At 73.0% G+C, this 23,418-nt stretch carries 24 protein-coding genes; 8 read left to right on the forward strand and 16 right to left on the reverse strand.

Annotated elements, in window-relative coordinates; translation table 11 throughout:
* Positions 1 to 41 precede the first annotated feature (41 nt).
* The 3 genes from ACF08B_RS06375 to ACF08B_RS06385 all read left to right on the forward strand — a co-directional run bounded on the left by ACF08B_RS06375 (position 42) and on the right by ACF08B_RS06385 (position 3,816).
* A complete protein-coding gene (locus ACF08B_RS06375; protein WP_392316349.1) occupies positions 42 to 890 on the forward strand; it encodes a class I SAM-dependent methyltransferase in 849 nt (282 codons plus the stop codon).
* A 225-nt stretch (positions 891 to 1,115) separates the two neighbouring features.
* Positions 1,116 to 2,210: an NlpC/P60 family protein gene (locus tag ACF08B_RS06380; RefSeq protein WP_392316350.1), complete on the forward strand. Its 1,095-nt coding sequence runs from the start codon at positions 1,116 to 1,118 to the stop codon at positions 2,208 to 2,210.
* Between the two features lie 304 nt (positions 2,211 to 2,514).
* Positions 2,515 to 3,816, forward strand: coding sequence for a PP2C family protein-serine/threonine phosphatase (locus ACF08B_RS06385; RefSeq protein ID WP_392316351.1), 1,302 nt, complete (start codon positions 2,515 to 2,517; stop codon positions 3,814 to 3,816).
* Positions 3,817 to 3,904: 88 nt separating this feature from the next.
* On the opposite strand, the gene ACF08B_RS06390 is transcribed toward ACF08B_RS06385, so the two are convergent.
* The 3 genes from ACF08B_RS06390 to ACF08B_RS06400 all read right to left on the reverse strand — a co-directional run bounded on the left by ACF08B_RS06390 (position 3,905) and on the right by ACF08B_RS06400 (position 5,514).
* Positions 3,905 to 4,243: a DUF2516 family protein gene (locus tag ACF08B_RS06390; protein WP_371127860.1), complete on the reverse strand. Its 339-nt coding sequence runs from the start codon at positions 4,241 to 4,243 to the stop codon at positions 3,905 to 3,907.
* A gap of 108 nt (positions 4,244 to 4,351) precedes the next feature.
* On the reverse strand, positions 4,352 to 4,954 hold the full coding sequence (locus ACF08B_RS06395; RefSeq protein WP_392316352.1) for a hypothetical protein: 603 nt from the start codon (positions 4,952 to 4,954) through the stop codon (positions 4,352 to 4,354).
* 74 nt (positions 4,955 to 5,028) lie between these two features.
* On the reverse strand, positions 5,029 to 5,514 hold the full coding sequence (locus ACF08B_RS06400; protein ID WP_093475929.1) for a helix-turn-helix domain-containing protein: 486 nt from the start codon (positions 5,512 to 5,514) through the stop codon (positions 5,029 to 5,031).
* Positions 5,515 to 5,674: 160 nt separating this feature from the next.
* On the opposite strand from ACF08B_RS06400, the gene ACF08B_RS06405 reads away from it, so the two are divergent.
* On the forward strand, positions 5,675 to 8,074 hold the full coding sequence (locus ACF08B_RS06405; protein ID WP_392316353.1) for an ATP-binding cassette domain-containing protein: 2,400 nt from the start codon (positions 5,675 to 5,677) through the stop codon (positions 8,072 to 8,074).
* 25 nt (positions 8,075 to 8,099) lie between these two features.
* Here ACF08B_RS06405 and ACF08B_RS06410 read toward each other — a convergent pair whose 3' ends face one another.
* From ACF08B_RS06410 to ACF08B_RS06435, 6 genes are all read right to left on the reverse strand, one after another.
* Positions 8,100 to 8,585: an HAD domain-containing protein gene (locus tag ACF08B_RS06410; RefSeq protein WP_392316354.1), complete on the reverse strand. Its 486-nt coding sequence runs from the start codon at positions 8,583 to 8,585 to the stop codon at positions 8,100 to 8,102.
* A gap of 46 nt (positions 8,586 to 8,631) precedes the next feature.
* On the reverse strand, positions 8,632 to 10,662 hold the full coding sequence (locus ACF08B_RS06415; RefSeq protein WP_392316355.1) for a HelD family protein: 2,031 nt from the start codon (positions 10,660 to 10,662) through the stop codon (positions 8,632 to 8,634).
* Positions 10,663 to 10,721: 59 nt separating this feature from the next.
* Entirely contained in the window at positions 10,722 to 11,345 is a 624-nt protein-coding gene (locus ACF08B_RS06420) for a TetR family transcriptional regulator (RefSeq protein ID WP_392316356.1), read from the reverse strand.
* A gap of 10 nt (positions 11,346 to 11,355) precedes the next feature.
* Positions 11,356 to 13,587: a phosphotransferase family protein gene (locus ACF08B_RS06425; protein ID WP_392316690.1), complete on the reverse strand. Its 2,232-nt coding sequence runs from the start codon at positions 13,585 to 13,587 to the stop codon at positions 11,356 to 11,358.
* Positions 13,588 to 13,808: 221 nt separating this feature from the next.
* Positions 13,809 to 14,474 carry an HAD family hydrolase gene (locus ACF08B_RS06430; RefSeq protein ID WP_392316357.1) on the reverse strand — a complete coding sequence of 222 codons (666 nt, stop codon included), beginning with the start codon at positions 14,472 to 14,474 and terminating at the stop codon, positions 13,809 to 13,811.
* 83 nt (positions 14,475 to 14,557) lie between these two features.
* Entirely contained in the window at positions 14,558 to 15,436 is an 879-nt protein-coding gene (locus tag ACF08B_RS06435) for a FadR/GntR family transcriptional regulator (RefSeq protein WP_176985641.1), read from the reverse strand.
* A 160-nt stretch (positions 15,437 to 15,596) separates the two neighbouring features.
* Here ACF08B_RS06435 and ACF08B_RS06440 point away from each other — a divergent pair, with 160 nt between their 5' ends.
* On the forward strand, positions 15,597 to 15,785 hold the full coding sequence (locus tag ACF08B_RS06440) for a hypothetical protein (protein ID WP_093475936.1): 189 nt from the start codon (positions 15,597 to 15,599) through the stop codon (positions 15,783 to 15,785).
* Here the strand turns inward: ACF08B_RS06440 and ACF08B_RS06445 are convergent.
* The 3 genes from ACF08B_RS06445 to ACF08B_RS06455 form a co-directional block, all read right to left on the reverse strand.
* Positions 15,780 to 16,694, reverse strand: a complete 915-nt coding sequence (locus tag ACF08B_RS06445) for a winged helix-turn-helix domain-containing protein (protein WP_392316358.1) — start codon at positions 16,692 to 16,694, stop codon at positions 15,780 to 15,782. The two genes, ACF08B_RS06440 and ACF08B_RS06445, sit on opposite strands and share 6 nt — an antisense overlap.
* A gap of 342 nt (positions 16,695 to 17,036) precedes the next feature.
* The gene (locus ACF08B_RS06450; RefSeq protein WP_392316359.1) at positions 17,037 to 18,269 is read right to left on the reverse strand and encodes a GNAT family N-acetyltransferase; all 1,233 of its coding nucleotides are present in this window, start codon (positions 18,267 to 18,269) and stop codon (positions 17,037 to 17,039) included.
* A 62-nt stretch (positions 18,270 to 18,331) separates the two neighbouring features.
* Positions 18,332 to 18,934, reverse strand: a complete 603-nt coding sequence (locus ACF08B_RS06455; RefSeq protein ID WP_392316360.1) for an aerial mycelium formation protein — start codon at positions 18,932 to 18,934, stop codon at positions 18,332 to 18,334.
* A 160-nt stretch (positions 18,935 to 19,094) separates the two neighbouring features.
* Between ACF08B_RS06455 and dtd the strand changes: the two genes are divergently transcribed.
* Positions 19,095 to 19,520 (forward strand): D-aminoacyl-tRNA deacylase, encoded by a 426-nt coding sequence (gene dtd, locus ACF08B_RS06460; RefSeq protein WP_392316361.1) that lies wholly within the window; start codon positions 19,095 to 19,097, stop codon positions 19,518 to 19,520.
* A gap of 69 nt (positions 19,521 to 19,589) precedes the next feature.
* Here dtd and ACF08B_RS06465 read toward each other — a convergent pair whose 3' ends face one another.
* From ACF08B_RS06465 to ACF08B_RS06475, 3 genes are read right to left on the reverse strand one after another with little or no spacing between them, the layout of a single operon-like run.
* Positions 19,590 to 20,555, reverse strand: coding sequence for a YgfZ/GcvT domain-containing protein (locus tag ACF08B_RS06465; RefSeq protein WP_392316362.1), 966 nt, complete (start codon positions 20,553 to 20,555; stop codon positions 19,590 to 19,592).
* A gap of 9 nt (positions 20,556 to 20,564) precedes the next feature.
* The gene (locus ACF08B_RS06470) at positions 20,565 to 21,002 is read right to left on the reverse strand and encodes a Fur family transcriptional regulator (RefSeq protein ID WP_073887860.1); all 438 of its coding nucleotides are present in this window, start codon (positions 21,000 to 21,002) and stop codon (positions 20,565 to 20,567) included.
* Between the two features lie 15 nt (positions 21,003 to 21,017).
* Positions 21,018 to 21,593: an FABP family protein gene (locus ACF08B_RS06475; RefSeq protein WP_073887858.1), complete on the reverse strand. Its 576-nt coding sequence runs from the start codon at positions 21,591 to 21,593 to the stop codon at positions 21,018 to 21,020.
* Between the two features lie 280 nt (positions 21,594 to 21,873).
* Between ACF08B_RS06475 and ACF08B_RS06480 the strand changes: the two genes are divergently transcribed.
* Positions 21,874 to 22,236, forward strand: a complete 363-nt coding sequence (locus tag ACF08B_RS06480) for a DsrE family protein (RefSeq protein WP_093475943.1) — start codon at positions 21,874 to 21,876, stop codon at positions 22,234 to 22,236.
* Between the two features lie 16 nt (positions 22,237 to 22,252).
* Here the strand turns inward: ACF08B_RS06480 and ACF08B_RS06485 are convergent, their stop codons facing one another.
* Positions 22,253 to 22,516 carry a DUF3099 domain-containing protein gene (locus tag ACF08B_RS06485; RefSeq protein ID WP_073887854.1) on the reverse strand — a complete coding sequence of 88 codons (264 nt, stop codon included), beginning with the start codon at positions 22,514 to 22,516 and terminating at the stop codon, positions 22,253 to 22,255.
* 132 nt (positions 22,517 to 22,648) lie between these two features.
* On the opposite strand from ACF08B_RS06485, the gene ACF08B_RS06490 reads away from it, so the two are divergent.
* Entirely contained in the window at positions 22,649 to 23,395 is a 747-nt protein-coding gene (locus ACF08B_RS06490) for a DUF2993 domain-containing protein (RefSeq protein ID WP_392316363.1), read from the forward strand.
* Positions 23,396 to 23,418: the final 23 nt, after the last annotated feature.

Below are 23,418 nucleotides of genomic sequence, written 5' to 3' on the forward strand. Positions count from 1 at the left end.
CACGGCGCCGCCGCCCCGCCGCGCCCACTTACCCTGTGGGTATGACAGCCCGCGCAGCCGCCCACCCCCGCTCTCGGCTCCGTCCGAGCGGGGGCGCTCCCGTCGTGGGAACGGTGACGCGCGGGACGACCAACCCCAACCGGCTGCGCCGCATGGACCGCTGGATCGCAGCCGTGCACGGCGCCGAACTGCGCCGCGCGAGCGCTCCGGTCGCCGTCGACCTCGGCTACGGAGCCGCGCCCTGGACCGCCGTGGAACTGCTGGCCCGGCTCCGCGCGGCGGCGCCCCGCACCCGTGTGGTCGGCGTCGAGATCGAACCGGACCGGGTGGCGGCGGCCCGGCCGTACGAGCGGGAGGGCCTGGCCTTCCGGCACGGCGGCTTCGAGGTGCCGGTGGCCGGTCGGCCGGCGCTCATCCGCGCCGCCAACGTGCTGCGGCAGTACGACGAGGCCCAGGTCGCCGCCGTGTGGGAGCGGCTGTGCGCCCGGCTCGCCCCGGCGGGCGCCGGCTCGCGCGGCGGACTGCTGGTCGAGGGGACGTGCGACGAGATCGGCCGGCGGCACGTCTGGGTGGCGCTCGGCCCCGAGGGCCCCCGCACGGTCACCTTCGCCACCCGGCTGGGCTCCCTGGACCGCCCCTCCGACCTCGCCGAGCGCCTGCCCAAGGCGCTGATCCACCGCAACGTCCCCGGTGAGCCCGTGCACGCCTTCCTCCGCGACTTCGACCGCGCCTGGGCCGCCGCCGCGCCCTACGCCTCCTACGGCGCCCGCCAGCGCTGGCTGCGCGCGGTGGGGGACCTGACGGCCGACTGGCCGGTGACGGACCGCCCCGCCCGCTGGCGCCAGGGCGAAGTGACGGTGGCCTGGGAGGCGTTGGCCCCGCGGGGCTGACAACACCCCGCCGACGGAACCCTGCACACCGGACGAACTGAGCCCCGGCCGCCCCGGGAACCCACCGCAGGCGTCGTACGTCACACCGGCGGGGAGATCGTCGTACGCGGCGGTCGACGGGGGAAATCCGACTTCCGACGACCTCTGTCGCTTTGCACGCGGCCGTGGCACGATCCCTCAGGCGACCGTAAGTTACTGACGGTAAATCAGTTTGGGGGAACAGGTATGGGTCCGGGCAAGCGCGGTCTGCTCACGGCCGCCCTGACCGTGCTCTGCGCGGTGACCGTCCTCGCGGCACCCGGCACGGCCTTCGCGGCTCCCACCCCGACACCCGCGCCCACCCCCACGGCGAGCGGTTCCCCCACCGCCCCGACTCCCCCGCCCGACAAGGACCTCGAGCGGGTCCGCCAGAAGCTCGACGGGCTCTACCACGATGCGGCCGTCGCCACCGACGCCTACAACGCGGCCGAGGAGAAGGCGGAGAAGCAGTCCGCCGAGATCGTCGCGCTGGCCAAGAAGATCGTCGAGGGACAGCGGCGGCTGAAGGGGCTCAAGAACCAGGCGGGCGCGGCCGCCCGCTCCCAGTACCGCACCGGCGGCCTGCCCCCCACCGCCCAGTTCCTGCTCAGCGACGACCCGGGCCAGTTCCTGGACGGCGCCGGACTGGTCCTGCAGGGACAGTCGGCGACGAAGAAGCTCCTCGGCGAAGTCACCCGCACCCAGAAGGAGTTGCGGGAGTACGCCGACGACGCCTCCGCGCAGTGGAAGAAGCTGGAGGCGGGCCGCAAGGCCAAGGCCGCCGCGAAGAAGAGGATCGAGCGGCAGATCGACGCCGCCGAGAAGCTCGAGTCGCAGCTGGAGAAGAAGGAGAAGGAGCGGCTCGCCAAGCTGGAGGAGGCGGCCGCCCTCAAGGCCCAGACCGCCTGGCTGGACACCGGCGTCCTCAAGGAGGTCGACGGCAAGGCCTCCGCGCGGGGCAAGAAGGCCGTCGCGTTCGCCACCGCCCAGCTCGGCAAGCCGTACGTGTGGGGCGCCGAGGGACCGGACTCCTTCGACTGCTCGGGCCTGACCTCTCAGGCCTGGGCGGCGGCCGGCCACCCCGTCCCGCGCACCTCGCAGGAGCAGTGGAAGCAGCTCGAGCACGTCGACGTCAAGGACATGCGCCCCGGCGACCTCGTCATCTACTTCGACGACGCCAGCCACGTCGCGATGTACATCGGCGACGGCGCGATCATCCACGCCCCGCGCCCGGGGCGCACGGTGACGGTCGCGGGCGCCGGCTCCATGCCCATCCTGGGCGTCGTGCGCCCCGACGCGTGAGGCGCACCACGGGCCGGACCGGCCGGACGGGCCCGCTGCCATGTCCGCGGTGACGCACGTCATGTGACCCACCGCACGGCCGTTCACCGCCCAAACTCGGCCCCGGAGTGAGCTTCGTCATCCCCGCCCGGACGGCGGCCTGTCCAACTGCGGTACGTATCGCGGCATATGACAGCGGCCTGCACGGGAGCGACCCGGCTCACACCATTCCATCGGGGTGGGCAATGCCGCTATGGTCACCCGTCGGTGGGCCGAGACCCCTCGGCGCCACCGTGCCCTCGGGGGGAGGGAAGGAACCCAGACGATGCCCGTACCCGTACCGCGGCAGAGAGCGATCCCGGCCGTGGAGAGTGGTCAGGCGCCGGCCGCCTCCGCAATCGGCGGCCCCCTCAAGGAAGAGGCCCACCGCGACGCCACGCCCGTGCACAGCAACGGCGCCACTCTCACCCTGCTGCTGATCGAGGACGACCCGGCGGGTTCGCCGATCGTGCCCGATCTGCTGGACCCGGCCGGAAAGCCGATGCGCGTCCGCACCGCCCGCAACCTCACCGAGGCGGAGCGGCTGCTCACCGACGACGTCCACTGCATCCTGCTGGACCTCGCGCTCCCGGCCCCGGGAGGCTCCGGCGCGGACGACGAGCTGGCCGTGCTCAGGCACGTCCTCCAGCTCGCGCCCCGGCACGCCGTGCTCGCGCTGACCGCCTCCGGCGACGCCGAGCGCGGCACGGAGGCCGTGCGCGTGGGCGCCCAGGACTACCTCTTCCGGGACGAGCTGGACGGGCGTCTGCTCAGCCGCGCCATCCGGTACGCGGTGGAGCGCAAGCGGTCCGACACCGCCGAGCGCCGGCTGGCCGAGGGCAGGCTGCGCGCTCAGGAGAACCGCCGCCTGGAGCGCGGCCTGCTCCCCACCCCGCTGCTGGAGGGCTCCTCGCTGCGGTTCGCCGCCCGCTACCGCCCCGGCCGGTCCCGGGCCCTGCTCGGCGGTGACTTCTACGACGCCGTGCGCACCCCCGACGGCACGGTGCACGCCATGATCGGTGACGTCTGCGGCCACGGTCCGGACGAGGCCGCGCTCGGCGTGGAGCTGCGCATCGCCTGGCGGGCGCTGACCCTGGCCGGGCTGTGCGGGGACGAGCTGCTGGGCACGCTCCAGGAGGTACTGGAGCACGAGCGCGCGGACGAGGAGATCTTCGCGACGCTGTGCACGGTGGACATAGCCCCCGACGGGCGCCGCGCCGGCCTGTGCCTGGCCGGCCACCCGGCACCGCTGATCGCCCGCCCCGGCCGGTCCGCGCGTCTGCTGCCGTACGACAACAACGGCCCCGCCCTCGGTCTGCTGCCCGGCGCCCGCTGGCCGCGCATGCAGGTGGAGCTGGGCGCCGAATGGAGCCTGATGCTCTACACCGACGGCCTGATCGAGGGCCGGGTCGGCGCGGACGGGGAGCGGCTCGGCCAGGACGGCATGGTGCGGATGATCCGCCGCCAGCTCTCCGAGGGGCTGCGGGGCGAGGAGCTGCTGCGGGCCGCGGTGAGCGAGGTGCGCGACCTCAACGGCGGCGAGCTGACGGACGACGTCGCCGTGGTGCTGCTGGACCGGGCGCCGTAGGCGTCGCCCGTCGGCGCGGGTGCCGGTGGTCCGTGGCCGCACGCACGGATCCCCGCGCCCCTGGGGCGCGGGGATCCGTGGGATGCCGCTAGCGGCCGCCGTTGTACGGCCCGTACGGGCCGTCGCTGCTGCTGCCCCCGCGGCGGCGGCCGAAGCCCCGGCCGCCGGAGACCTGCACGAGGGCCGGGCGGACGTCCACGAAGAAGACGATCGTCGCCACCAGGCCCGCGAGCTGCAGGAACAGCATCGGGACGAAGAGGTTCACCGCGACCACGACGCCCAGGATGATCAGCCAGAAGCCCTTGTTCTGCTTGTCGGCCGCGCGGTAGGCGTCGTCCCGGAACAACGCGGCCATCACCAGGGCCACCACCGCCATCGCCAGCATGGCGGTGAAGAGCAGCCACATGAAGCCGCCGAATGCCGTCATCAGCACAGAGCCCACCACCCCGGTCGAGTCGTCAGTACAGCCACCGTACCCATACAACGGGCCGGACACCGCGAAGGTGCCCGGCCCGATCCCGTCCCGGCCGTGGTGTCACTTGGCCGGCGGGGGCGTCTTCTTCGTGGCGGTCGGGGTGCTCTTGCGCGGCGCCGGGGCCTTCTTCGCCACGGGCTTCCGCTCCGCGGCCACCCCGGCCGGCGCCTCGGCCGGCTTCGGCTCGTCCTTGACGTCGACCGGCTCGGGCTTGCCCTCGACGGCGATGGCCAGGTCCTCGATCTCCTCGGCGGCCTCGCCGCGCCAGGTCTTCACGGTCGCCTCGCCGTGCTCGGCCACCTTCTCGTAGGCCTCACGGGCCTTGACGGCGTACTCGGCGGCGACGCCGACCCCGCGCAGGGCGAGGTCCTGGGCGGTCTCACCGAGCTTCTTCAGGTCGACGTCGATGGTGCCCAGCAGCTCGTTGACCCTGGTCTGCAGGGTCTCCTGCGCCTCCTTGGCCCGGGCGGCCGCCTTCTCCTGCACGGCCTTCGGGTCGGTGTTGCGGACGGCCTCGATGCGGGCCGGGGCCTCGGCGCGCAGCTGCTCGACCAGGCCGGGCACCTTCTTGGCCTGCTGGAACGCCAGGTCGGCGGTGCCGGCGGCGAAGTAGAGCGGCTTCGGGTCGCTGAGGGTCTTGCGCAGGTCGTCGCTGATCGCCATGGTGAGGGTCCTCCCGGATTCGCGTTCGGCTGAGGTTGGTGTGGTCCGCGGTGGCAGCCGGTGCCCTGGTCCGGTTACCCGGCCGTCCGCCGCGGGCCCGCATCGTCTGCGCCGGCCGTGCGGGTGCCGCGCACGGCGGTGTCGCCGGTGTCCTGGTCCGTGACCCCCGCGCCGTCCTCGTCGTCCTCGACCACCGCGGGCTCGGCGATCCCGAATCCGTTCTCCTTGCGGAAGGACTCGTAGATCTGGAGCAGCACCTGCTTCTGCCGCTCGTTGAGCGAGGGATCGGCGAGGATGACGGCGCGCGTCTCCACCTCGTCCCGGTCCCTCTCCGCGTCGAGGATCCCGGCGCGGACGTACAGCGTCTCGGCGGAGATGCGCAGGGCCTTGGCGACCTGCTGGAGCACCTCCGCGCTGGGCTTGCGCAGCCCGCGCTCGATCTGGCTCAGGTACGGATTGGACACCCCGGCGGCATCGGCGAGCTGCCGCAGCGACAGTTGTGCGTTGCGCCGCTGCTCGCGCAGGTAGTCACCGAGATTGCCGACGTTGAGCGATGCCATGCCTCCACCTTGCCCCAACGTCGCTAACAATTGCAAGCACCCGCTTGCAATAGTGCGCCCCGCGTGTCGCACGCCGGCGTCCGTCGGTCAGGAATCGAGAAGCCGGGACGGGCGGGCTGCGGCTAGCGTGTCGGCGGCGGCCCCGACGGACGGAGACACGATGACCACGCCCCCGATGACGGACGCGGCGGACGCGACGGCGTCCGCGCCGCACCTCGCCGACAGTCACGATCTGATCCGGGTGCACGGCGCGCGGGAGAACAACCTCAAGGACGTCAGCGTCGAGATCCCCAAGCGCCGGCTGACCGTGTTCACCGGTGTCTCCGGCTCGGGCAAGAGCTCGCTCGTGTTCGACACCGTCGCCGCCGAGTCGCAGCGGCTGATCAACGAGACCTACAGCGCCTTCGTACAGGGCTTCATGCCGACGCTGGCGCGTCCCGACGTCGACGTCCTGGACGGGCTGACCACCGCGATCATCGTCGACCAGCAGCGCATGGGCGCCGACCCCCGCTCCACCGTCGGCACCGCCACCGACGCCAACGCGATGCTGCGCATCCTCTTCAGCCGGCTCGGCGAGCCGCACATCGGCTCACCCAAGGCGTACTCCTTCAACGTGGCCTCGATCAGCGGGGCCGGCGCGGTCACCGTGCAGCGCGCCGGGCAGACCGTGAAGGAGCGGCGCGAGTTCAGCATCACGGGCGGCATGTGCCCGCGCTGCGAGGGCCGGGGCTCGGTCACCGACATCGACCTCACCCAGCTCTTCGACGAGTCCAAGTCCCTCTCCGAGGGCGCGCTCACGGTCCCCGGGTACAAGGCCGGCGGCTGGAACCACCGCCTCTACACCGAGTCCGGTCTGTACGACCCGGACACCCCGATCCGCGCGTTCACCAAGAGGCAGCTTCAGGACTTCCTGTACCGCGAGCCCACCAGGATGAAGATCGCGGGCATCAACATGACGTACGAAGGCCTCGTCCCGCGGATCCAGAAGTCGATGCTCGCCAAGGACCGGGAGGCGATGCAGCCGCACATCCGGGAGTTCGTGGACCGGGCGGTCACCTTCACCACCTGTCCCGACTGCGCGGGCACCCGGCTGAGCGAGGCGGCCCGGTCCTCGAAGATCGGGGGGATCAGCATCGCCGACGCCTGCGCGATGCAGATCAGCGACCTCGCCGCGTGGGTGCGGGGGCTGGCGGAGCCGTCGGTGGGGCCGCTGCTCACCGCGCTCGGCGACACCCTCGACTCGTTCGTGGAGATCGGCCTCGGCTACCTCTCGCTCGACCGGCCGGCGGGCACGCTGTCGGGCGGCGAGGCGCAGCGCGTGAAGATGATCCGCCACCTCGGCTCCTCCCTCACCGACGTCACCTACGTCTTCGACGAGCCCACCATCGGCCTGCACCCGCACGACATCCGGCGGATGAACGACCTGCTGCTGCGCCTGCGCGACAAGGGCAACACCGTGCTGGTCGTGGAGCACAAGCCGGAGGCGATCGCGATCGCCGACCACGTGGTCGACCTCGGCCCCGGCGCCGGTACGGCGGGCGGGACGGTCTGCTTCGAGGGCACCGTCGAGCAGCTGCGGGCGAGCGGCACCCTCACCGGCCGGCACCTGGACGACCGGGCCAGGCTCAAGGAGACGGTGCGCAAGCCGGCCGGCGCCCTGGAGATCCGCGGCGCCTCGACGCACAACCTGCGAGAGGTCGACGTGGACATCCCGCTGGGCGTGCTGACCGTCGTCACCGGTGTCGCCGGCTCCGGCAAGAGCTCCCTCGTGCACGGCTCGATCCCGGCCGGCGAGAACGTGGTCTCCATCGACCAGACCCCGATCCGCGGCTCGCGCCGCAGCAACCCGGCGACGTACACCGGGCTGCTGGAGCCGATCCGCAAGGCGTTCGCCAGGGCCAACGGCGTGAAGCCGGCGTTGTTCAGCGCCAACTCCGAGGGCGCCTGCCCGAACTGCAACGGCGCGGGTGTCGTCTACACCGACCTCGCGATGATGGCCGGCGTCGCCACCACCTGCGAGGAGTGCGAGGGCAAGCGGTTCGAGGCCTCGGTGCTGGAGTACCACCTCGGCGGCCGGGACATCAGCGAGGTGCTGGCGATGTCGGTGACCGAGGCCGGGGAGTTCTTCGGCGCCGGTGAGGCCCGCACCCCCGCCGCGCACCGGATCCTCACGCACATGGCCGACGTGGGCCTCGGCTACCTCACCCTCGGCCAGCCGCTCACCACGCTGTCCGGCGGCGAGCGGCAGCGGCTGAAGCTGGCCACGCACATGTCCGACAAGGGCGGGGTCTACGTCCTGGACGAGCCGACGACCGGTCTCCACCTCGCCGACGTGGAGCAGCTGCTCGGCCTGCTGGACCGGCTGGTCGACGCGGGCAAGTCGGTGATCGTCATCGAGCACCACCAGGCGGTCATGGCCCACGCCGACTGGATCATCGACCTGGGTCCCGGCGCCGGCCACGACGGCGGCCGTGTCGTCTTCGAGGGCACCCCCGCCGAACTCGTCGCCGCCCGTTCCACCCTGACGGGCGAACACCTCGCGGACTACGTCGGCACCTGATCCACCGCGACGGCCCGTCCCCGGCTCAGCGGCGCACGGCCGCCAGCCACTCCTCCAGCGTGGTGAAGTCCGCCTCCGTCAGGCCGTAGCGGTGGTCGATCCGGTGGAGGAGTGCCGGGCCGGGGTGGTGGACGGCGGCCCAGGCGCGGTCGGCCTCGGTGATCTCGTCGTCCACCCAGATGAAGGAGCGGCCCGCCGCCCAGGCGACCAGCGGCCGGGTCTTCCAGTGCAGCAGGCCGGGCGGCTCGTCCTCGTCCGGCCACCGCACGACCGGCAGCGCGGGCAGGCCCAGCCAGGGCGCGAGGCCGGAGTTGGCGTCGTCCATCCAGGTCGTGGCCCACACCAGTTCGCAGCCCAGCGCGAGGAGCCGGGGTCCGAGGGCCGGATCGACGCGGGTGAGCAGCGGGTACTCCGGGCCCGGCATCCGCGGCCCCGGGTACGACGGGTAGGGGCGGTCCGCCGCCCCGAACGGGACGAGCGGACCGTCGACGTCGAGGAAGAGCAGGGTCACGGTCCAAGGATGGACCCGCGGTGTCCCGACCCGCCCCGGCCCGGGCTCAGAACGGCAGGGGCCTGGCGTGCACCACGTCCAGCCGGGAGACCGCCCGGGTCAGCACGACGTACAGCCGGTGGGCGCCGCGCTCCTCCGCCTCGGCGACGGCGGCCGGTTCCACCGCGACGACGTGGTCGTACTCCAGTCCCTTGACCAGGCTCGCCGGTACGAGGGTCACCCGGGCGCCGAGGGTCCCGGGGCCCGCCGCCGCGATCCCGGCGGCGGCGAGCGCCTCCCGTACGCCGGCCAGGTCCGCGTCCGCCGCGACGACCCCGACCGAGCCCTCCCGGGCGAGCGCCTCCCGTACGGCGGTCACGGTCGTGCCGGGGACGTCGTCGGTCGGGCGCACGGTCAGCTCGCCGTCGGCCCGCAGGGACCGGGCGGCGGGGACGGCCACGTCGAGCCGGCCGAGCAGCCGGTTGGCCAGCTCGACGACCGCGGCGGGCACCCGGAACCCGGTGGTGAGCGGCACCACGGCGGCGTCCGGCCGGCCGAGGTGCCGCATCTGCGCGGACCAGTCGCGGGCGGCCCACGGGGTGGTGCCCTGGGCGAGGTCGCCGAGGACGGTGAGCGAGCCGAAGACGGCCCGGCGGGCGATCGCCCGGCACTCCATCGGCGAGAGGTCCTGCGCCTCGTCGACGACGAGATGGCCGTAGCCCTCGGGGTGTTCGGCGAGTCCGGACAGCTCGTCGAGGAGGACGAGGTCGGCGGCCGACCAGCGGGCGGACTTCCAGGAGCGCGGCGGGCGCGGCCACAGCAGCGCCGCCCGCTCTTCCGGGTCCAGCAGCCCGTCGGCGGCGCGGGCCAGCACCGCGCCGTCGGTGAGAAGGGCGGTGAGGACCTCTTCGGGGCGGACGCGGGGCCAGACGGCGTCGAGGTGGGCGGTGAGCGGCCGGGACCGCTCGATCCGCCGGACCCAGGAGGCGGGCAGCACGCCGGAGCGACGCTCGGCCTGCTCCCGCAGCCGCCGGACCAGCCGGGTGCGGACCCGCTCCCGGCCGACGGAGTACGGCGGCTCCTCGGCCCGTACCTGCTCGACCACGGCGGCCAGTTCGGCGGCGGGCACCCGCCAGCGGTGCGAGCCGTCCGGTACGGCGAGGTCGGTGACCCCCTCCACGCTCACGTGCGCGTAGAGCGCCCGGCGCAGCACCTCGGCCATGCGGGGATCGTGCTTGACGGTGGCCGTGGCGACGGGGTCGGTGCCGGTGACGGGGTGGCGGGCGATCTCCTCCAGGAGGGTGGACTGGCGTACGCCCGTCTCGCCGAGGGCGGGCAGCACCTCCGCGATGTAGCCGAGGAAGGTGCGGTTCGGGCCGAGGATGAGCAGGCCGGAGCGCTGGAGCCGCTTGGGGTGGGTGTAGAGCAGGTAGGCGGCGCGGTGCAGCCCGACGGCGGTCTTGCCGGTGCCGGGGGCGCCCTGCACGCACACGGAGTCGGCGAGGCCGGCCCGTACGAGGTCGTCCTGTTCGGGCTGGATGGTGGCGGCGATGTCCCGCATGGGACCGACGCGGGGCCGCGCGATCTCGCGGGCGACGATGTCGCCGGCCCGCGACTCGCCCCGGTACAGGCGCTCGTCCTCCAGCCCGGTGAGGTCGGCGGAGTCCCCCCGGCTGCCGGGCGCCCAGCCGAACCGGCGCCGGGTGCCGACGCCCTGCGGATCGCGGGCGCTCGCCTGGTAGAAGGCGCGGGACACGGGGGCCCGCCAGTCCACGACCAGGGGCGGGGCGGCCGGGTCCTCGGTGATCCGGAGCCGGCCGACGTGGTAGCTCTGCCCGCCGTGCCCGGGGGCGTCGTCGGCGAAGTCCAGGCGGCCGAAGAACAGCGGGCCGGGCGGCAGTGCGCGCATCTCCGCGGCGCGGCTGCGCAGGCGGTACCCGAGGACTTCGGCGTCGGCGCCGGAGGCGGACACGTCCTCGCCCACGACGACCTGCTCGGCCGCGCCCTCGACCATCGCGGCGAGGGCGGCCCGGCAGATGTCGTGGTGGGCGCGCTCGGCATGGAGGGTGTCGGCGAGGGCGGGGTGGAGTGACGTCATGGCGCCAGCGTACGAGAAAAATGTAACTGAGTTAAGTTTTTAACCTGGTCTCAGAACGCTCACCCGGCGGGGGTCCGCCCGGACACCCCCGGCAGCCCGGCCGCCAGCCGCCCGAAGGCCCGTTCGGCGGCCCGCACCGCCTCCGGCGCCACCCGCTCGACGCTCTCCCCCGCCGCGATCCGCCGCCAGTTGTCCTGCGCGAGGATCCGCTGGACGGCGATGATCTGCCCCGCCGCCAGCCGGGCGTCCAGCCCGCCGCCCAGGGCCGCGGCGAGCGCCGCCTCCGACCGCTCCTGATGTCCGTGGGCCCGCGCCACCAGGGACGGGGTGCCGTACAGCAGCGTGTGGAAGGCGAGCACCTGGGGATGGTCGTTCAGCCCCGTGACCGGGTCGCGCCGCTCCAGCCCGGCGAGGAAGTTCCGGCGCAGCGCGTCCACCGGATCGGCCGACCCGGCGACCACCCGCGCCGCCTCCGTCTCGTGGTCCGCGATCCGGTGCAGGACCAGGTCCTCCTTGGCCGGGAAGTACCGGAAGAGGGTCGGCTTGGAGATCCCGGCCGCGGCGGCGACCTCCGCGACCGACACCGCGTCGAAGCCCCGCTCCAGGAACAGCCGTACGGCGGTGTCCGACACGTCCTGGTACATCCGCTGCTTCTTGCGCTCGCGCAGGCCCATCTCTTCCATGAGGGGGAGCCTACGCAGCGCCGCCCGGACCGGTCGGCCAGGCCAGGCCGGGGGTGAGCCGGGGGCCGCCGCGCGGGCGCGCCGACAGGCCCAGCGAGGCCGTGGCCGCGGCGAGGGTCATGGCGTACGAGTCCAGCGCCCGGCGGACGTTGGGGGCGTCCAGGCTCGTGCCGGTGACCAGACGGTCGAGGTCGACGTAGGCGGAGCGGACGATCTCGATCCAGCGGTAGACCCGCCAGTCCTCCTGCCAGCCCTCGGTGAACCGCACGGCGAGCCCGGCGTCCCAGCGGCGGAACATGCGGTCGCGGATCTCCGGCCGGGTCGGGGTGAGGTGCATGTGCCGGACCAGTTCGTACAGCGGGTCCCCGACCAGGGCCATCTCCCAGTCGATGAGGGTGAGCGCGGGGCGGTCCTCGCGGCGCACCAGGTTCCAGGGGTTCAGATCGCCGTGCAGCAGGGCGCTGTCGCGCTCGGTGACACGGTGCCGGGCGAGAATCTCGCGCAGCCGGGGGGCGTCGGGCAGCCCGAGGAGGCGGGCGACCTGCTGGGACTTCCGGGGGAGCCCGGCGACCAGCGCCACGAGCTGGTCGCTGAGCCAGTCGTAGAAGCGGGGCCGGCCGGCGAGCGGGTCGATCGGGGCGCAGTCGACCGCGGTCAGCGCGGCGAGCTGGTCGACCAGGCAGTCGGCCTCGTGCGGGCGCAGCCCGTGCACGGGGTGCTCCGGGCTCCGGCCGAGGTCGTCGGCGCCCTCGTAGGTGTGGACGGCGAAGCGGTCCCCGCCGTAGCGGTGCTCGGGGTCCGTGGCGTGGCTCGTGCCCAGCGCCAGCACCCGGGGCGCGGCCACGGGCACCCCGGAGCGGGCGATGGCGCCGAGCACGGCGTGCTCGCTGAGGAAGCTGCGTTCGCGCCGCAGCACGACGCCCGCCTCCCGGCGGACGACCACGGGGAAGCCGGTACCGGGCACCCGGAGCACCGTGTTGAGGTGCGCGGCGCCCTTGAAGACCCGGTCGGCGGGGGCCGCGCCCTCCAGGAACAGCGCGTCGGCGACCGCGGAGTGCGGGAAGCCGGGGTGCTCCGGGACGCGCCGGTCCGGCGTCCAGCCGATGCCCCGGACGCGCGGCCGCGCGCCACCGGCGGACGCGCCGCGGCGGAACAGCACCCGCTCGATCTCGCCCTCCCCCGGCACCCGGCCGAGCCGCAGCGGCTCGGCGGCGGCCTGCAGCGCGCCGTGCGCGACGGCCGTGGCCTCCTCCAGCCGCCGCGGGCCGAAGGAGTCCTCCAGCGACCGCACGGCCCGCACGACGTCGGCGTACAGCGACTGGGCCCGCTCGAAGGCGACGTAGTGGGGCAGGTCCCGGGAGAGGCCGGCCACCGCGGCGGGCCGCACCCGGTGCACGGCCCCCGCCCAGGCGTCGACGGCCTCCTGCCACTGGTGGTCCGGGTAGCGCATCCGCACCAGGTGCACGGCGAGGTCGTGCAACGGGTCGCCGAAGCCCGCCAGTTCCCAGTCCAGGCAGTGCAGCGGCGGGTCACCCGCGGACGGCAGCACCAGATTGCCGCGGTGCAGGTCGCCGTGGAGCAGGCCGTAGGGCCGCCGGGTCAGCGCCGGCACCCGGTCGGCGAACCGGAGCAGGGCGTCCTCGGGCACACCGAGGGCGACGAACAGCCCGCCGTACCGGCGCCAGTTGGGCCGCCGGATCTGGCGGTCGGCGAGCTGGGCCAGGGTGCGCAGGAACCCCTGGGAGTCGGTGTGGTTGCGGGGCCGGTCGGCCGGCAGCGGCGGCAGGGCCGGACCGCGCACCTGGACGATCGCGGCGAACAGCTCCGCGAGGTCCGTCAGCAGCGGCCCCGACACCGGTTTGCCCGGGCCGCAGACGTCCGCGAGGACGTCTCCGGCCACATAGCTGTGGACGGCGTACCCCTCCCCCGCGGCCAGGCACCGCGGGACGGGCAGCACACCGCGCAGGGCGTGCAGGATCTCCGGCTCGCTCGGCCAGGTGCGCACGACCACGGGCACCACGTCCGGCCGCGGCACCCGGACGGTCACCGGTGTGCCGGGGGCCAGGCCCAGCAGTCCGGCGAGGGGGTCGGTGAGCGGCAGGACGTGGTTGCGGTGGTGGAAGCCGTCCGTCGCCGGCCCGGCCGCGACCGCACGGGCCACGAAGGCCCGGACGACGGCGTCCCGACGAACTCTGCCGGCGTGCCCCCCGGCCGCAGCACGGGGAACAGGCGGTGCGCCCACGGGCCGCTCCGGGTAGATCGCGCCGAAAAGGAAGGGGCGGAACAGCGTCGGCGGACACGGCCGGGAGAACGCTGTTCCCAGGTGGTGGCCGTCACGGCTCCCGGCCCAGTCGAGCAGCCCGACGGGTGGTCCGCCACTCACCGTGCCGGGCCGACGGCCGAGGACCGGCTCGTTGCCCTTCCCCACGCACACGTCCGGGCGGTGGCCCGGATTGGCGCATGCTAGCGCACGGCGTGCCCGCTCCGGAGCAGATGCAGCAACGGTTCGAGCGACCGTACGACGTGTTCGGCGCCCGCCGCCCGCAGGCGTTTCTCCTTGTCCTCGCCGCCCGCGTAGCCGAGGAACGGCACACCGGCCTCGCGGGCCGCGTCCAGGTCTGAGGCGGAGTCGCCGATCATCAGCGCGTCCGCGGGGGCGGCGCCCGTCGCGCTCAGGGCGCGGTTGAGGCAGTGCGGATGCGGCTTGAGATGCTGGAGCGCCTGCGTGCGGCCGTACAGGTGAGGCGTGAAGCAGCCGGTGAGGCCGCGGCTCTCGAGGTAGGTGCGGGCCGCCCGGGGCGAGTTGTTGGTGGTGACGGCGAGCCGGGCGCCGACGGCGGTCCAGGTGCGGATCAGCGGGTCGGCGTACGCGGTCGGCAGCGCGGAGCCGGCGGCCCGCTCCTCCTCCTGGGTGAGCCGCTCCTCCAGGGCGGCGACGAGATCGCTGCCCGGGTGCCGGCGGCCCACGGCGCGCAGCACCACCTGCGGGTCCAGCGTCTCCCGTTCGGTGTCCGTGAGCAGGCCGTGCAGGCCCTGCCGCGCCAGCCATTCCACCAGGTCCGCGGCCACCCGTTCCGCCTTGTGCCCGGCGAAGAGGCGGCAGATGGGCCCGTCGAAGTCCCACAGCACGACCCGGGCGGATGTGATCAGTTCCCGTAGCTTCCCGATCTCATTCGCACCAGGCGTGGCATCAGAAGTCGCATCAGAAGTCACTAGGAGAGTGTCAGGTCCGTGGTGATGGTTTCCCAGAGGGCGTCGAACCACTTCTGCGATTGCTCCACGAACGCCGCGTCCCGCTGCCCCGACCGCTGCTCGAAGGAGAACAGGAGGGATTCGGAGCCGAGGGTGTCGTACATCTCCAGCATCCCGCTCTCGGTGGGCTCCGCGCGGCGCGTGACCATGTAGTACGCGTAGAGCGCCTCCACCCCGTTGAGCAGGTACAGCTTCGCCGGCGGGGTGAACGGCAGCGCGCGGAAGGTGACGTGGACGTCGATGTCGTGGGTGCCGCGCAGGGCCTGGAGGTTGTACTGGAGCACCTGCCCCTGGGCGTTGCGCATCGCCAGCCAGCGCCGGTGGACGGCGTCGTCGTCGCGGCCGGCGTCGACCGAGACCGGGAAGGCGAGGTCGATGTGCCGGGACGGGAGCAGGACGCGGGCGTCGATCCGCTCGGGGCGGATGCGGCCCTCGTGGATCAGGCGCAGCGGCTCCCCGAGGGCCGGGATCAGGCTCTGCGCGGTCAGGCAGACCGCGTCGATGCGCACGTGCGGCGCCTCGAAGGCCGCCGTCAGCCGGGGGGCGAGGGCCACCATGGTCGGCTGGGGCTCCTCGCGGGCCGGCGGCGGCTCGGCGACCCTCGGCGGGCTGCCCTTGCTGACGTTGCTGAGCAGTCCGGCCAGTTGCAGTGTCCGCAGGGCCTGGCGCACGGCTCCGCGCTCCACCCCGAACTCCTCGGCGAGTTCGGCCTGCGTGGGCAGCCGCTCGCCCGACCGGAGGACACCGCTGCGGATGCGTTCGCGCAGGGTGTCGGCGATCTCCTGGGGCGTGAGCCTTCTGTTGCCGTTCACTGCCACGTTCTCCTGGGTCACGACCAAACGCTACAACTTTGATCCATCTAAGGGGAGTTGCCGGAAAGTTGTTTATACACATGGACCAAGTGGGGACAACTTAAGTGAAGTTGGTTGCCAACTTTTCCAAGTTGGCGGAGCTTTTGCTTCCCGTACGTCCCACCGGCAGCCCGAAGGGGGAATCACCGTGCCTGCCCTCGCCTTCCTCTCCGCCCTGTTCATCGTCGGCTTCGAACAACTCGTCCAGTGGAAGTACGGTGCCGCCGGCATCGTCGGCATGCTGCTGCTCTCCGTCGGCATCAAGGCCAAGAGCCCCGCGGTCAGCTCCGCCGGCGCGGTCCTGCTCGCGCTGCTGCTCGCCGGCCCCGCGCTATGACGCCAGCACCAGGTCCGAACTGATCGTCTCCCACAGCGCGTCGAACCATTTCCGCGACTGCTCCACGAACGCCGCGTCCCGCTGCCCGGCCCGCCGCTCGAAGGCGAACAGCATCGACCGGGTGCCGTCGGCGTCGTACAGCTCCACGTGCTCGTGCTCGATCTCCCGCTCACGGCGCCCCAGCGTGTAGTACGCGAAGAGCGCCTCGGCGCCGTTGAGCAGATACAGCTTGACCGGCGGGGTGAACGGCAGGGCGCGGAAGCAGACCTCGACGTCGATGCCGTGCGTGGTGCGCAGGGCCAGCAGGTTCTGCCGCAGCACCATGCCCTGGGCGTTGCGCTGGGCCAGCCAGCGCCGGTGCAGCAGACCGCCGTCCGCGGCGTCCACCGGCGCCGGGAAGGCCAGCTCGATGTCCCGGCTCGGCAGCAGGACGCGGACGTCGATCTTGGCCGGTTTCGCATGGCCGGCGTGGATCTGCCGCAGCGGCTCACCGATGGCCAGGGTCAACGAGACGGAGGTCAGGCAGAGCGCGTCGATCCGCACGTGCGGCGCGGCGAAAGCCGCCGCCACGCGCGGGACGAGCCCCACCATCGTCGGCTGCGGGGGCGCCCCGGGACCCGCCGGGGACCGGCCCGCCCCCGGCACCGCGGCCACCGTGGCCGGTCTGCCCTGGGAAACGTTGGTGAGCAGCTGCTCCGCCTCCAGGACGCGCAGCGCCTGCCGCACGACCCCGCGTTCGACACCGAACTCGTCGGCCAGCCTCGCCTGGGTGGGCATGCGCTCGCCCGGCCGCAGCTCGCCGGACCTGATCCGGCCGCGCAGCTCGTCGGCGATCTCGCGGTGTGACGGGCGGGGCCGCTGTGACCTCGTCCGTCCACTGGCGGAGACGTGCTCCGGGTCCACGAACAAACACTACAACTTCTTGCCATCTTGGGGCAGTTCGTCGACTGCTGGTTATGAGACGGTTCTCAGCGGAGATAAGTACAGTGAAGTTGGCAGCCAACTCGCCCAACATGGTCGAGCTTCCCAGTGGTTGGCCGAACGGGCTCCCTTCCGGAGGGGAGCCGGGAGCCCGGGCAGGGGGCGGCCACCGGAGCGCAAGCCACAGCGCACGACCCGCACAGCCACAACTGAAGATCTCGCACAGTCACAACTGAACGCGCAGCCACAACCGAACATCGTCAGGGCACAGTCACAACCGAACAGCTCGCTACGGATGAACAGTCGGTGTGTCGCCGGGAGAAGGGAGCCTCAGAAGAGGTCCGGGCACCAGGGACGCCCGGGCGAGCGGAACAGGGCGTCGGCCTTCCGGGCGGCGCCCTCTCGTTCTTCCTGGACCAGGCCGAGGGCGGCGAGCCGCAGCGCCGACTCGTCACCGAGCCACAGGCGCGCCAACTCGCCGATCGCCAGCGTCAGATCGGCTCCCTCCGCGGCCGCCGGGGTGCACGACGCCCCCTCGGCAGAGGCCGTCAGCCGGAACCGGCCCCCGCCGAACCCGCCCTCGTCGACGACCTCCAGCACCAGCACGCCCTCACGGTCGTACGTCCGCGCCTCCAGGGCCCGTACGACGTCCAGGATCCGCACCCACAGCCAGTCCGCGTGCTCGGTGACCCGGGCGGCCCGCGGATCGGGCAGGTGCAGGGGCAGCAGGTCGTCGGGCCCGCGCCAGCCGGACCTGACCTTCGTGATCCAGTCGATCGAGCACAGATACCGCCACAGGGCGCGCTCGGCCGCCGGGGTGGTGGTGAGCAGCCAGTTGACGTCGGCGGTGTTCTGTGGCTGCTTGCCGTGCCACTTGTCGTCGGACTCGTAGCTCACCAGGCCCTCGACGTCGCCGCCGGCCGACCGGTAGACGGCGAAGAACGGCTCGGTCCAGTCGCCGTCGAGGCGCAGCGCACCGGTGTTCGTCTGCCACCACAGCTCGTGCCGGCCGACCGCGCCCGGCTGGGCCCGCCGGAACCGCTCGTGCAGTTCGGGACCGAGTTTGCGCACGTCCTCGGCGTCCACCAGGTCGATCCGGCCGCCGTCCGCGGGGCCGGACCAGCGCGGGTCGAGGCCGGCCCGGGGCACGTCGACGGTCCACTCGGTCGTCGAGGTCGCCGGCCCGAAGCCGTACCGGCCGTAGATCGGGTACTCGGCGGAGATCAGGGTGGCCACGACGTCGCCGCGGTCCCGCGCCGCCGCGAGGTCCGCGCGCATCATCCGGGACAGCAGGCCACGGCGTCGGTGCGTCGGGCTGACGGTGACGTTGGAGATCGCGTCCGCGGGCACCGGTGCGCCGCCGACCGCGGTCAGTTCCTGGTCGAAGGAGCGGAAGGTGGCCACGCACCGGTCGCCGTCGAAGGCGCCCAGCCTGCGGCCCGGCAGCAGGCGCCGGGCCGCCACCTGCTCCGGGGTCAGGACCGGCGGCCGCAGGAACCCCGTGCTCAGGGCGCGCTGCCAGTCCTCGAATGCGGCGTCGGAGACGGTGCGGACGTCGGTCATGGGGCCACGGTAGGCGGACGCCCCCGGGGTGTCGCCGCAATTCTTCTCGCCTCGCGCCCCGCTCAGGTCAGCAGGTCGTCCACCTGCGCCTCGCCCATCCGGTACCGGCGCGCGATCTCCCCGCTGCAGTCGTCGGCCGTGCGCTGGAGCCGCTGGCGGCGCCGGGACACCTCCTGCTCGTAACGGACCAGACGGCCCATGGCGCTGGTCAGCTCCAGGTCCGTGCGCGCGCCGAGGTCGGACAGCTCCACCTCGCCGAGCATCTCGGCCGCCAGCTGCCGGTACTCCTCGTTGTGCGGGGTGCCCAGCGTCACGTGGCGGGCGGAGGAACGGTGCCGGGCCGGGGCGTCCTTGAGGATCTCCGGGAGCCGGTCGACCACGGAGCCGTCCGCGGGCGCCGGCACGGACGCCCGGCCGCGCCGGCACAGCTCCGCGCGCAGGATGTCGATCCGGCCCTGCAGCAGCCGCCGCACATAGCTGAGGTCCGCCTCGTCGCGCTGGGCGTCCCGGCGCAGGGCGCGCAGTTCGGGCAGGGTCGGCAGGGCCAGATCGGGCTCGGGCGGCTCGGCGGGCAGGGCCGGGCCCGTGGCGCCGTCGCCACGCTGTGCGGGCGGTCGGTACGCCCCCTGCGTTCCCAGCCGCCCACTGGTGCTCGGTGTGCTCATGTGCTTCTGACCGTCCCCTCGACCGCCGTGTGGAAGCATGGTGCCACCCCAAGTGGCCACAATGTGACCGAGTGCCCCCGAAACAGCCCCAGATGGGCGGTAAGAGATCCATAATGGGCCCCCCGCGGCGCTCGGCGGGAGACCCGGCATGATGGTCCGCATGCGTGCGGTGGTGCAGAGGGTGGACGGCGCGAGCGTCGTCGTGGACGGCGAGACGGTGGGCGCGATCGAGGGCGAGGGGCTGTGCGTCCTCGTCGGGGTGACCCATGAGGACACCAAGGAGAAGGCCGCCCAGCTGGCCCGCAAGCTGTGGTCGATCCGGATGCTCCAGGACGAGAAGTCGTGCAGCGACATCGCCGCACCCCTGCTCGTGATCAGCCAGTTCACGCTCTACGGCGACGCCCGCAAGGGCCGCCGGCCCACCTGGAACGCGGCGGCGCCGGGCGAGGTCGCCGAGCCGCTGGTGGACGAGGTGGTGGCCCGGCTGCGGGGGCTGGGCGCGACGGTGGCGACGGGCCGATTCGGCGCGCAGATGCGGGTGTCGCTGACGAACGACGGCCCGTTCACGGTGCTGCTGGAGATCTAGGCCGCGGGCGGAGATCCAGGCCGCGGGCGGAGATCCAGGCCGCGGGCGGGGGCCCGCGGCCCGGGCCGGCTACGGCTCGACCACGGTCTCCTGCGCGGCCGCCGTGTCGCCGGCCAGGAGCCGCGCGTCGACGGGCACGTTCCGCTTCACCAGGGCCAGGGCCACCGGGCCCAGCTCGTAGTGGCGCACCGAGGTCGTCACGAAACCGATCTTGCGGCCGTCGGGGCCCTCGTCCGCGAGGCGGAGCTCGGTGCCGGCCGCGGGCAGGTGGACCTCGCTGCCGTCCAGGTGCAGGAAGACCAGCCGGCGGGGCGGCTTGCCCAGGTTCTGCACGCGGGCGACCGTCTCCTGGCCCCGGTAGCAGCCCTTCTGCAGGTGCACCGCCGTGCCGATCCAGCCCAGCTCGTGCGGGATCGTGCGGTGGTCGGTCTCGAAGCCGAGGCGCGGCCGGTGGTGCTCGACGCGCAGGGCCTCGTAGGCGAGGAGCCCGGCGGCCGGGCCGTACGCGGCGGCGAACTCCTCCAGCCCGGCACGCGGCAGGAAGAGATCGCGTCCGTAGGCCGTCTCGCGTACGACGACGTCCTCGGGGACCTCCGCGATGGAGCCGGCCGGCAGGTGGACGACCGCGAAGTCCTCGGTCCGGTCGGCGACCTCGACCCGGTAGAAGAACTTCATCGACTCCAGGTACGCGATCAGCGCCTCCTGGGTGCCGGGCTCCACGTGCGCCCAGACCGTCGTGCCGTCGTCCACCAGGTACAGCGCGTGCTCGATGTGACCGTGCGCGGAGAGGATCAGCGCCTCGGTCGCCTCGCCCGCCGGCAGCTCGCTGACGTGCTGGGTGAGCAGCAGGTGCAGCCAGCTCAGCCGGTCCCCGCCGGTGACGGCGACGACACCGCGGTGCGAGAGGTCGACGAAACCGGTGCCGTCGGCCAGGGTGCGCTGCTCGCGGAACAGGTCGCCGTAGTGGGCGGCGACGCCTTCGTCGGCTCCTTCGGCGGGGACGGCGCCGGGCAGGGACAGCAGAGGGCTCTTCATACGGCAAGCCTACGATGTGGTAGTTGAACTCTTCAGCGAACAGTCCCGGCAGCGGCCGAAGATCGCGAAGTGCTTCATGTCCGTGTCGAACCCGAACTGCGCGCGCAGTTTGGCCGTGAAGTCGGCCGCCACCTCGACGTCCGCCTCGATGACGTTCTCGCAGTCCCGGCACACCAGGTGCAGATGGTGGTGGCGGTCGGCGAGGTGATAGGTGGGCGCGCCGTGCCCGAGGTGGGCGTGGCTGACCAGGCCCAGCTCCTCCAGCAGCTCCAGCGTCCGGTAGACGGTGGAAATGTTGACCCCCGACGCCGTCTTCCTCACTTCCACGAGGATGGCGTCGGGGGTCGCGTGCTCAAGGGTGTCCACGGCTTCGAGGACAAGCTGTCGCTGCGGCGTCAGCCGGTAGCCGCGCTGCCTGAGGTCGCTCTTCCAGTCGGTGCTCACCACACCGAAAGTGTAGGACTACTTGAAAAAGGCGATGCCGTCGTCGGGCATGTCGTCCGGCAGGGCCTTCGCCCAGCGCTCGACGTCCTCGGGGGTGACGACCTTCTTCAGGTGCGCCGACATGTAGGGGCGCAGCTCGACCTCGGGGGTCTGCTTCTCGCCGACCCACATCAGGTCGCTCTTGACGTAGCCGTACAGCCGCTTGCCACCGGAGTAGGGCTGGGCCGCGGCGGTGCGCGCGACGGCGTCCGTGACCAGGTCGATCTGCGGCTTCTTGTCGGCCATCTCGCCGTACCAGATCTCCACCGTGCCGTCGTCGCGGGTCATGGTGACCTCGACCTTGCGGCTCGCGTCGATCCGCCAGTAGCCGGACTCCGACTCCAGGGGACGGACCTTGTTGCCGTCGTTGTCCAGGACCCAGGTGTGGGAGTGGTACTCCAGGAAGTCCCGGCCGTCGTGGGTGAAGCTGACCTCCTGCCCGAAGTTGCACTTCTCCGAGCCGGGGAAGTCGTGCACGCCCGCGCCGGCCCAGTTGCCGAGCAGGAAGGCGAGCGGGACCAGGTCCTTGTGGAGGTCGGACGGGATCTCGATCATGAGGATGCTTTCCTAGGGGTGGATCAGCGCTGGCCCTGGTACAGCTTCTTCACGGTCAGACCGGCGAAGGCGAGAACGCCGACGCAGACCAGGACCAGCAGGGTTTCGAAGAAGATCTCCACGGGTGCTCCTTGAGCGAGGGTGGGCGTACGACAGAGCCGGGGCCCAGCTTACGCGGCCGGGCTCCGGCCCTCCTGACGAGGTGCGCGGCTCGCGGCCGCGGGCGCCGCGAGGACCGGAGTGCGCGGGGAGCCCCGGGCGGCCGAACTACGATGCGGGCATGGCGAAGAAGCTTGTGATCAAGGTGACGGCCGGGGCCGACGCCCCCGAGCGCTGCTCGCAGGCCTTCACGGTGGCGGCGGTGGCCGTGGCCAGTGGGGTCGACGTCTCGCTGTGGCTGACCGGGGAGTCGTCCTGGTTCGCGCTGCCGGGCCGGGCCGCCGAGTTCGAGCTGCCGCACGCCGCTCCGCTGCCCGACCTGATCGACTCGATCCTCGCGGCCGGCCGCGTCACGCTGTGCACCCAGTGCGCCGCCCGCCGGGAGATCTCCGAGAAGGACGTCCTCGACGGGGTCCGGATCGCGGGCGCGCAGGTCTTCGTGCAGGAGGCCCTGGCGGACGGCACCCAGGCGCTCGTGTACTGAGGCCGCCGGCCGCGCCTCAGGGGCGCGGGCGCTTCTTGCCGTCGAGTTCGTCCCACCACTCGTCGGACTTGGGGTCGCCGGACGGGTCGTCCCACCAGCGGTCGTCGGGGCCCCGCCGGTTGGCGATCATCGCGGCGACCGGCGGGATGACCATGGCCACGACGCACATGCCGACGGCCGCGGGCACCGACCAGATGCGCACGACTCCCCAGGCCAGGACGAAGAGCCCGATGCACGTCCCCATCATGGCGAAGTAGATGTGGCGCCGGCGCGCGTACATGGTTCCAGAGTAGGTCCGACCGCCCGCTGTCACAGGTGATCGACAATCGGGCCCCGGTGCCCGCGGGCGGGGTTACGGTGGCGTGGTCGTACCGGATTTCCGCACCCTGTCACCGACCCGGGGGGACACCACATGCGCGGCCTGCGAATACTGCTGATCCTCGTCGTGATCCTGGGCGTGCTCTTCGTGGTCGTGGACCGGGTCGCCGTGTACTTCGCCGAGGGCGAGGCGGCGGACAGGATCAGAGCGACGGAGAACCTGTCCGCCACCCCGGACGTGGACATCAAGGGCTTCCCGTTCCTCACCCAGCTCGCGGGCGGCTCCCTGGACGACGTCCAGGTCGGCATCGACGACTACGAGGCGGCCACCGGCGAGGCCGGCCGGACCATCCGCATCGACCGGCTGAAGGCCGACATGAAGGGCGTCGAGTTCTCCGGCGACTACAGCTCCGCCACGGCGGACAGCGCCACCGGCACCGCCACGATCGCCTACGCCGAGCTGCTCAGGGCCGCCAAGGCCGCGCCGACCGACGTCGGTCTCGGCGTCAAGGCCCAGCTCGTGGGCCTCTCCGACGGCGGCGACGGCAAGATCAAGGTCGCCGTCCGGATCCAGGGCGCGATCGCGGGGGCCGTGCACATCGACAAGACCGTCTCGGTGCGCAGCTCGGTGACCGTCGAACACAACCGGGTGCAGGTCCACGCGGACTCCCTGCCCGTGATCGGCGGCCTGGCGCTCGCCGAGAGCCGCGTCCGCTCGATCACCGACTTCCGGCAGGCGGTGGACCGGCTGCCCGGCGGCATCGAGCTGGACAAGGTCCAGGCCGCGCCGGACGGGGTGGAGATCACCGTGAGGGGTTCGGACGTCAGGCTGGCGGGGTAGGAAGTCCGCCGGTGGACACCGGA

It is taken from the genome of Streptomyces sp. NPDC015139 (genome assembly GCF_043079785.1).
GTDB classification, from domain to species: domain Bacteria; phylum Actinomycetota; class Actinomycetes; order Streptomycetales; family Streptomycetaceae; genus Streptomyces; species Streptomyces albidocamelliae.

What these genes read in the sequence shown, in the direction of transcription:
- ACF08B_RS06380 (WP_392316350.1), top strand. Translation starts at nt 1,116, where the DNA reads ATGGGTCCGGGCAAGCGCGGTCTGCTCACGGCCGCCCTGACCGTGCTC.
- dtd (WP_392316361.1), top strand. Translation starts at nt 19,095, where the DNA reads ATGCGTGCGGTGGTGCAGAGGGTGGACGGCGCGAGCGTCGTCGTGGAC.
- ACF08B_RS06455 (WP_392316360.1), bottom strand. Translation starts at nt 18,934, where the DNA reads ATGAGCACACCGAGCACCAGTGGGCGGCTGGGAACGCAGGGGGCGTAC.
- ACF08B_RS06390 (WP_371127860.1), bottom strand. Translation starts at nt 4,243, where the DNA reads ATGACGGCATTCGGCGGCTTCATGTGGCTGCTCTTCACCGCCATGCTG.
- ACF08B_RS06465 (WP_392316362.1), bottom strand. Translation starts at nt 20,555, where the DNA reads ATGAAGAGCCCTCTGCTGTCCCTGCCCGGCGCCGTCCCCGCCGAAGGA.
- ACF08B_RS06405 (WP_392316353.1), top strand. Translation starts at nt 5,675, where the DNA reads ATGACCACGCCCCCGATGACGGACGCGGCGGACGCGACGGCGTCCGCG.
- ACF08B_RS06385 (WP_392316351.1), top strand. Translation starts at nt 2,515, where the DNA reads ATGCCCGTACCCGTACCGCGGCAGAGAGCGATCCCGGCCGTGGAGAGT.
- ACF08B_RS06420 (WP_392316356.1), bottom strand. Translation starts at nt 11,345, where the DNA reads ATGGAAGAGATGGGCCTGCGCGAGCGCAAGAAGCAGCGGATGTACCAG.
- ACF08B_RS06375 (WP_392316349.1), top strand. Translation starts at nt 42, where the DNA reads ATGACAGCCCGCGCAGCCGCCCACCCCCGCTCTCGGCTCCGTCCGAGC.
- ACF08B_RS06395 (WP_392316352.1), bottom strand. Translation starts at nt 4,954, where the DNA reads ATGGCGATCAGCGACGACCTGCGCAAGACCCTCAGCGACCCGAAGCCG.
- ACF08B_RS06485 (WP_073887854.1), bottom strand. Translation starts at nt 22,516, where the DNA reads ATGTACGCGCGCCGGCGCCACATCTACTTCGCCATGATGGGGACGTGC.
- ACF08B_RS06480 (WP_093475943.1), top strand. Translation starts at nt 21,874, where the DNA reads ATGGCGAAGAAGCTTGTGATCAAGGTGACGGCCGGGGCCGACGCCCCC.
- ACF08B_RS06490 (WP_392316363.1), top strand. Translation starts at nt 22,649, where the DNA reads ATGCGCGGCCTGCGAATACTGCTGATCCTCGTCGTGATCCTGGGCGTG.
- ACF08B_RS06415 (WP_392316355.1), bottom strand. Translation starts at nt 10,662, where the DNA reads ATGACGTCACTCCACCCCGCCCTCGCCGACACCCTCCATGCCGAGCGC.
- ACF08B_RS06450 (WP_392316359.1), bottom strand. Translation starts at nt 18,269, where the DNA reads ATGACCGACGTCCGCACCGTCTCCGACGCCGCATTCGAGGACTGGCAG.
- ACF08B_RS06475 (WP_073887858.1), bottom strand. Translation starts at nt 21,593, where the DNA reads ATGATCGAGATCCCGTCCGACCTCCACAAGGACCTGGTCCCGCTCGCC.
- ACF08B_RS06400 (WP_093475929.1), bottom strand. Translation starts at nt 5,514, where the DNA reads ATGGCATCGCTCAACGTCGGCAATCTCGGTGACTACCTGCGCGAGCAG.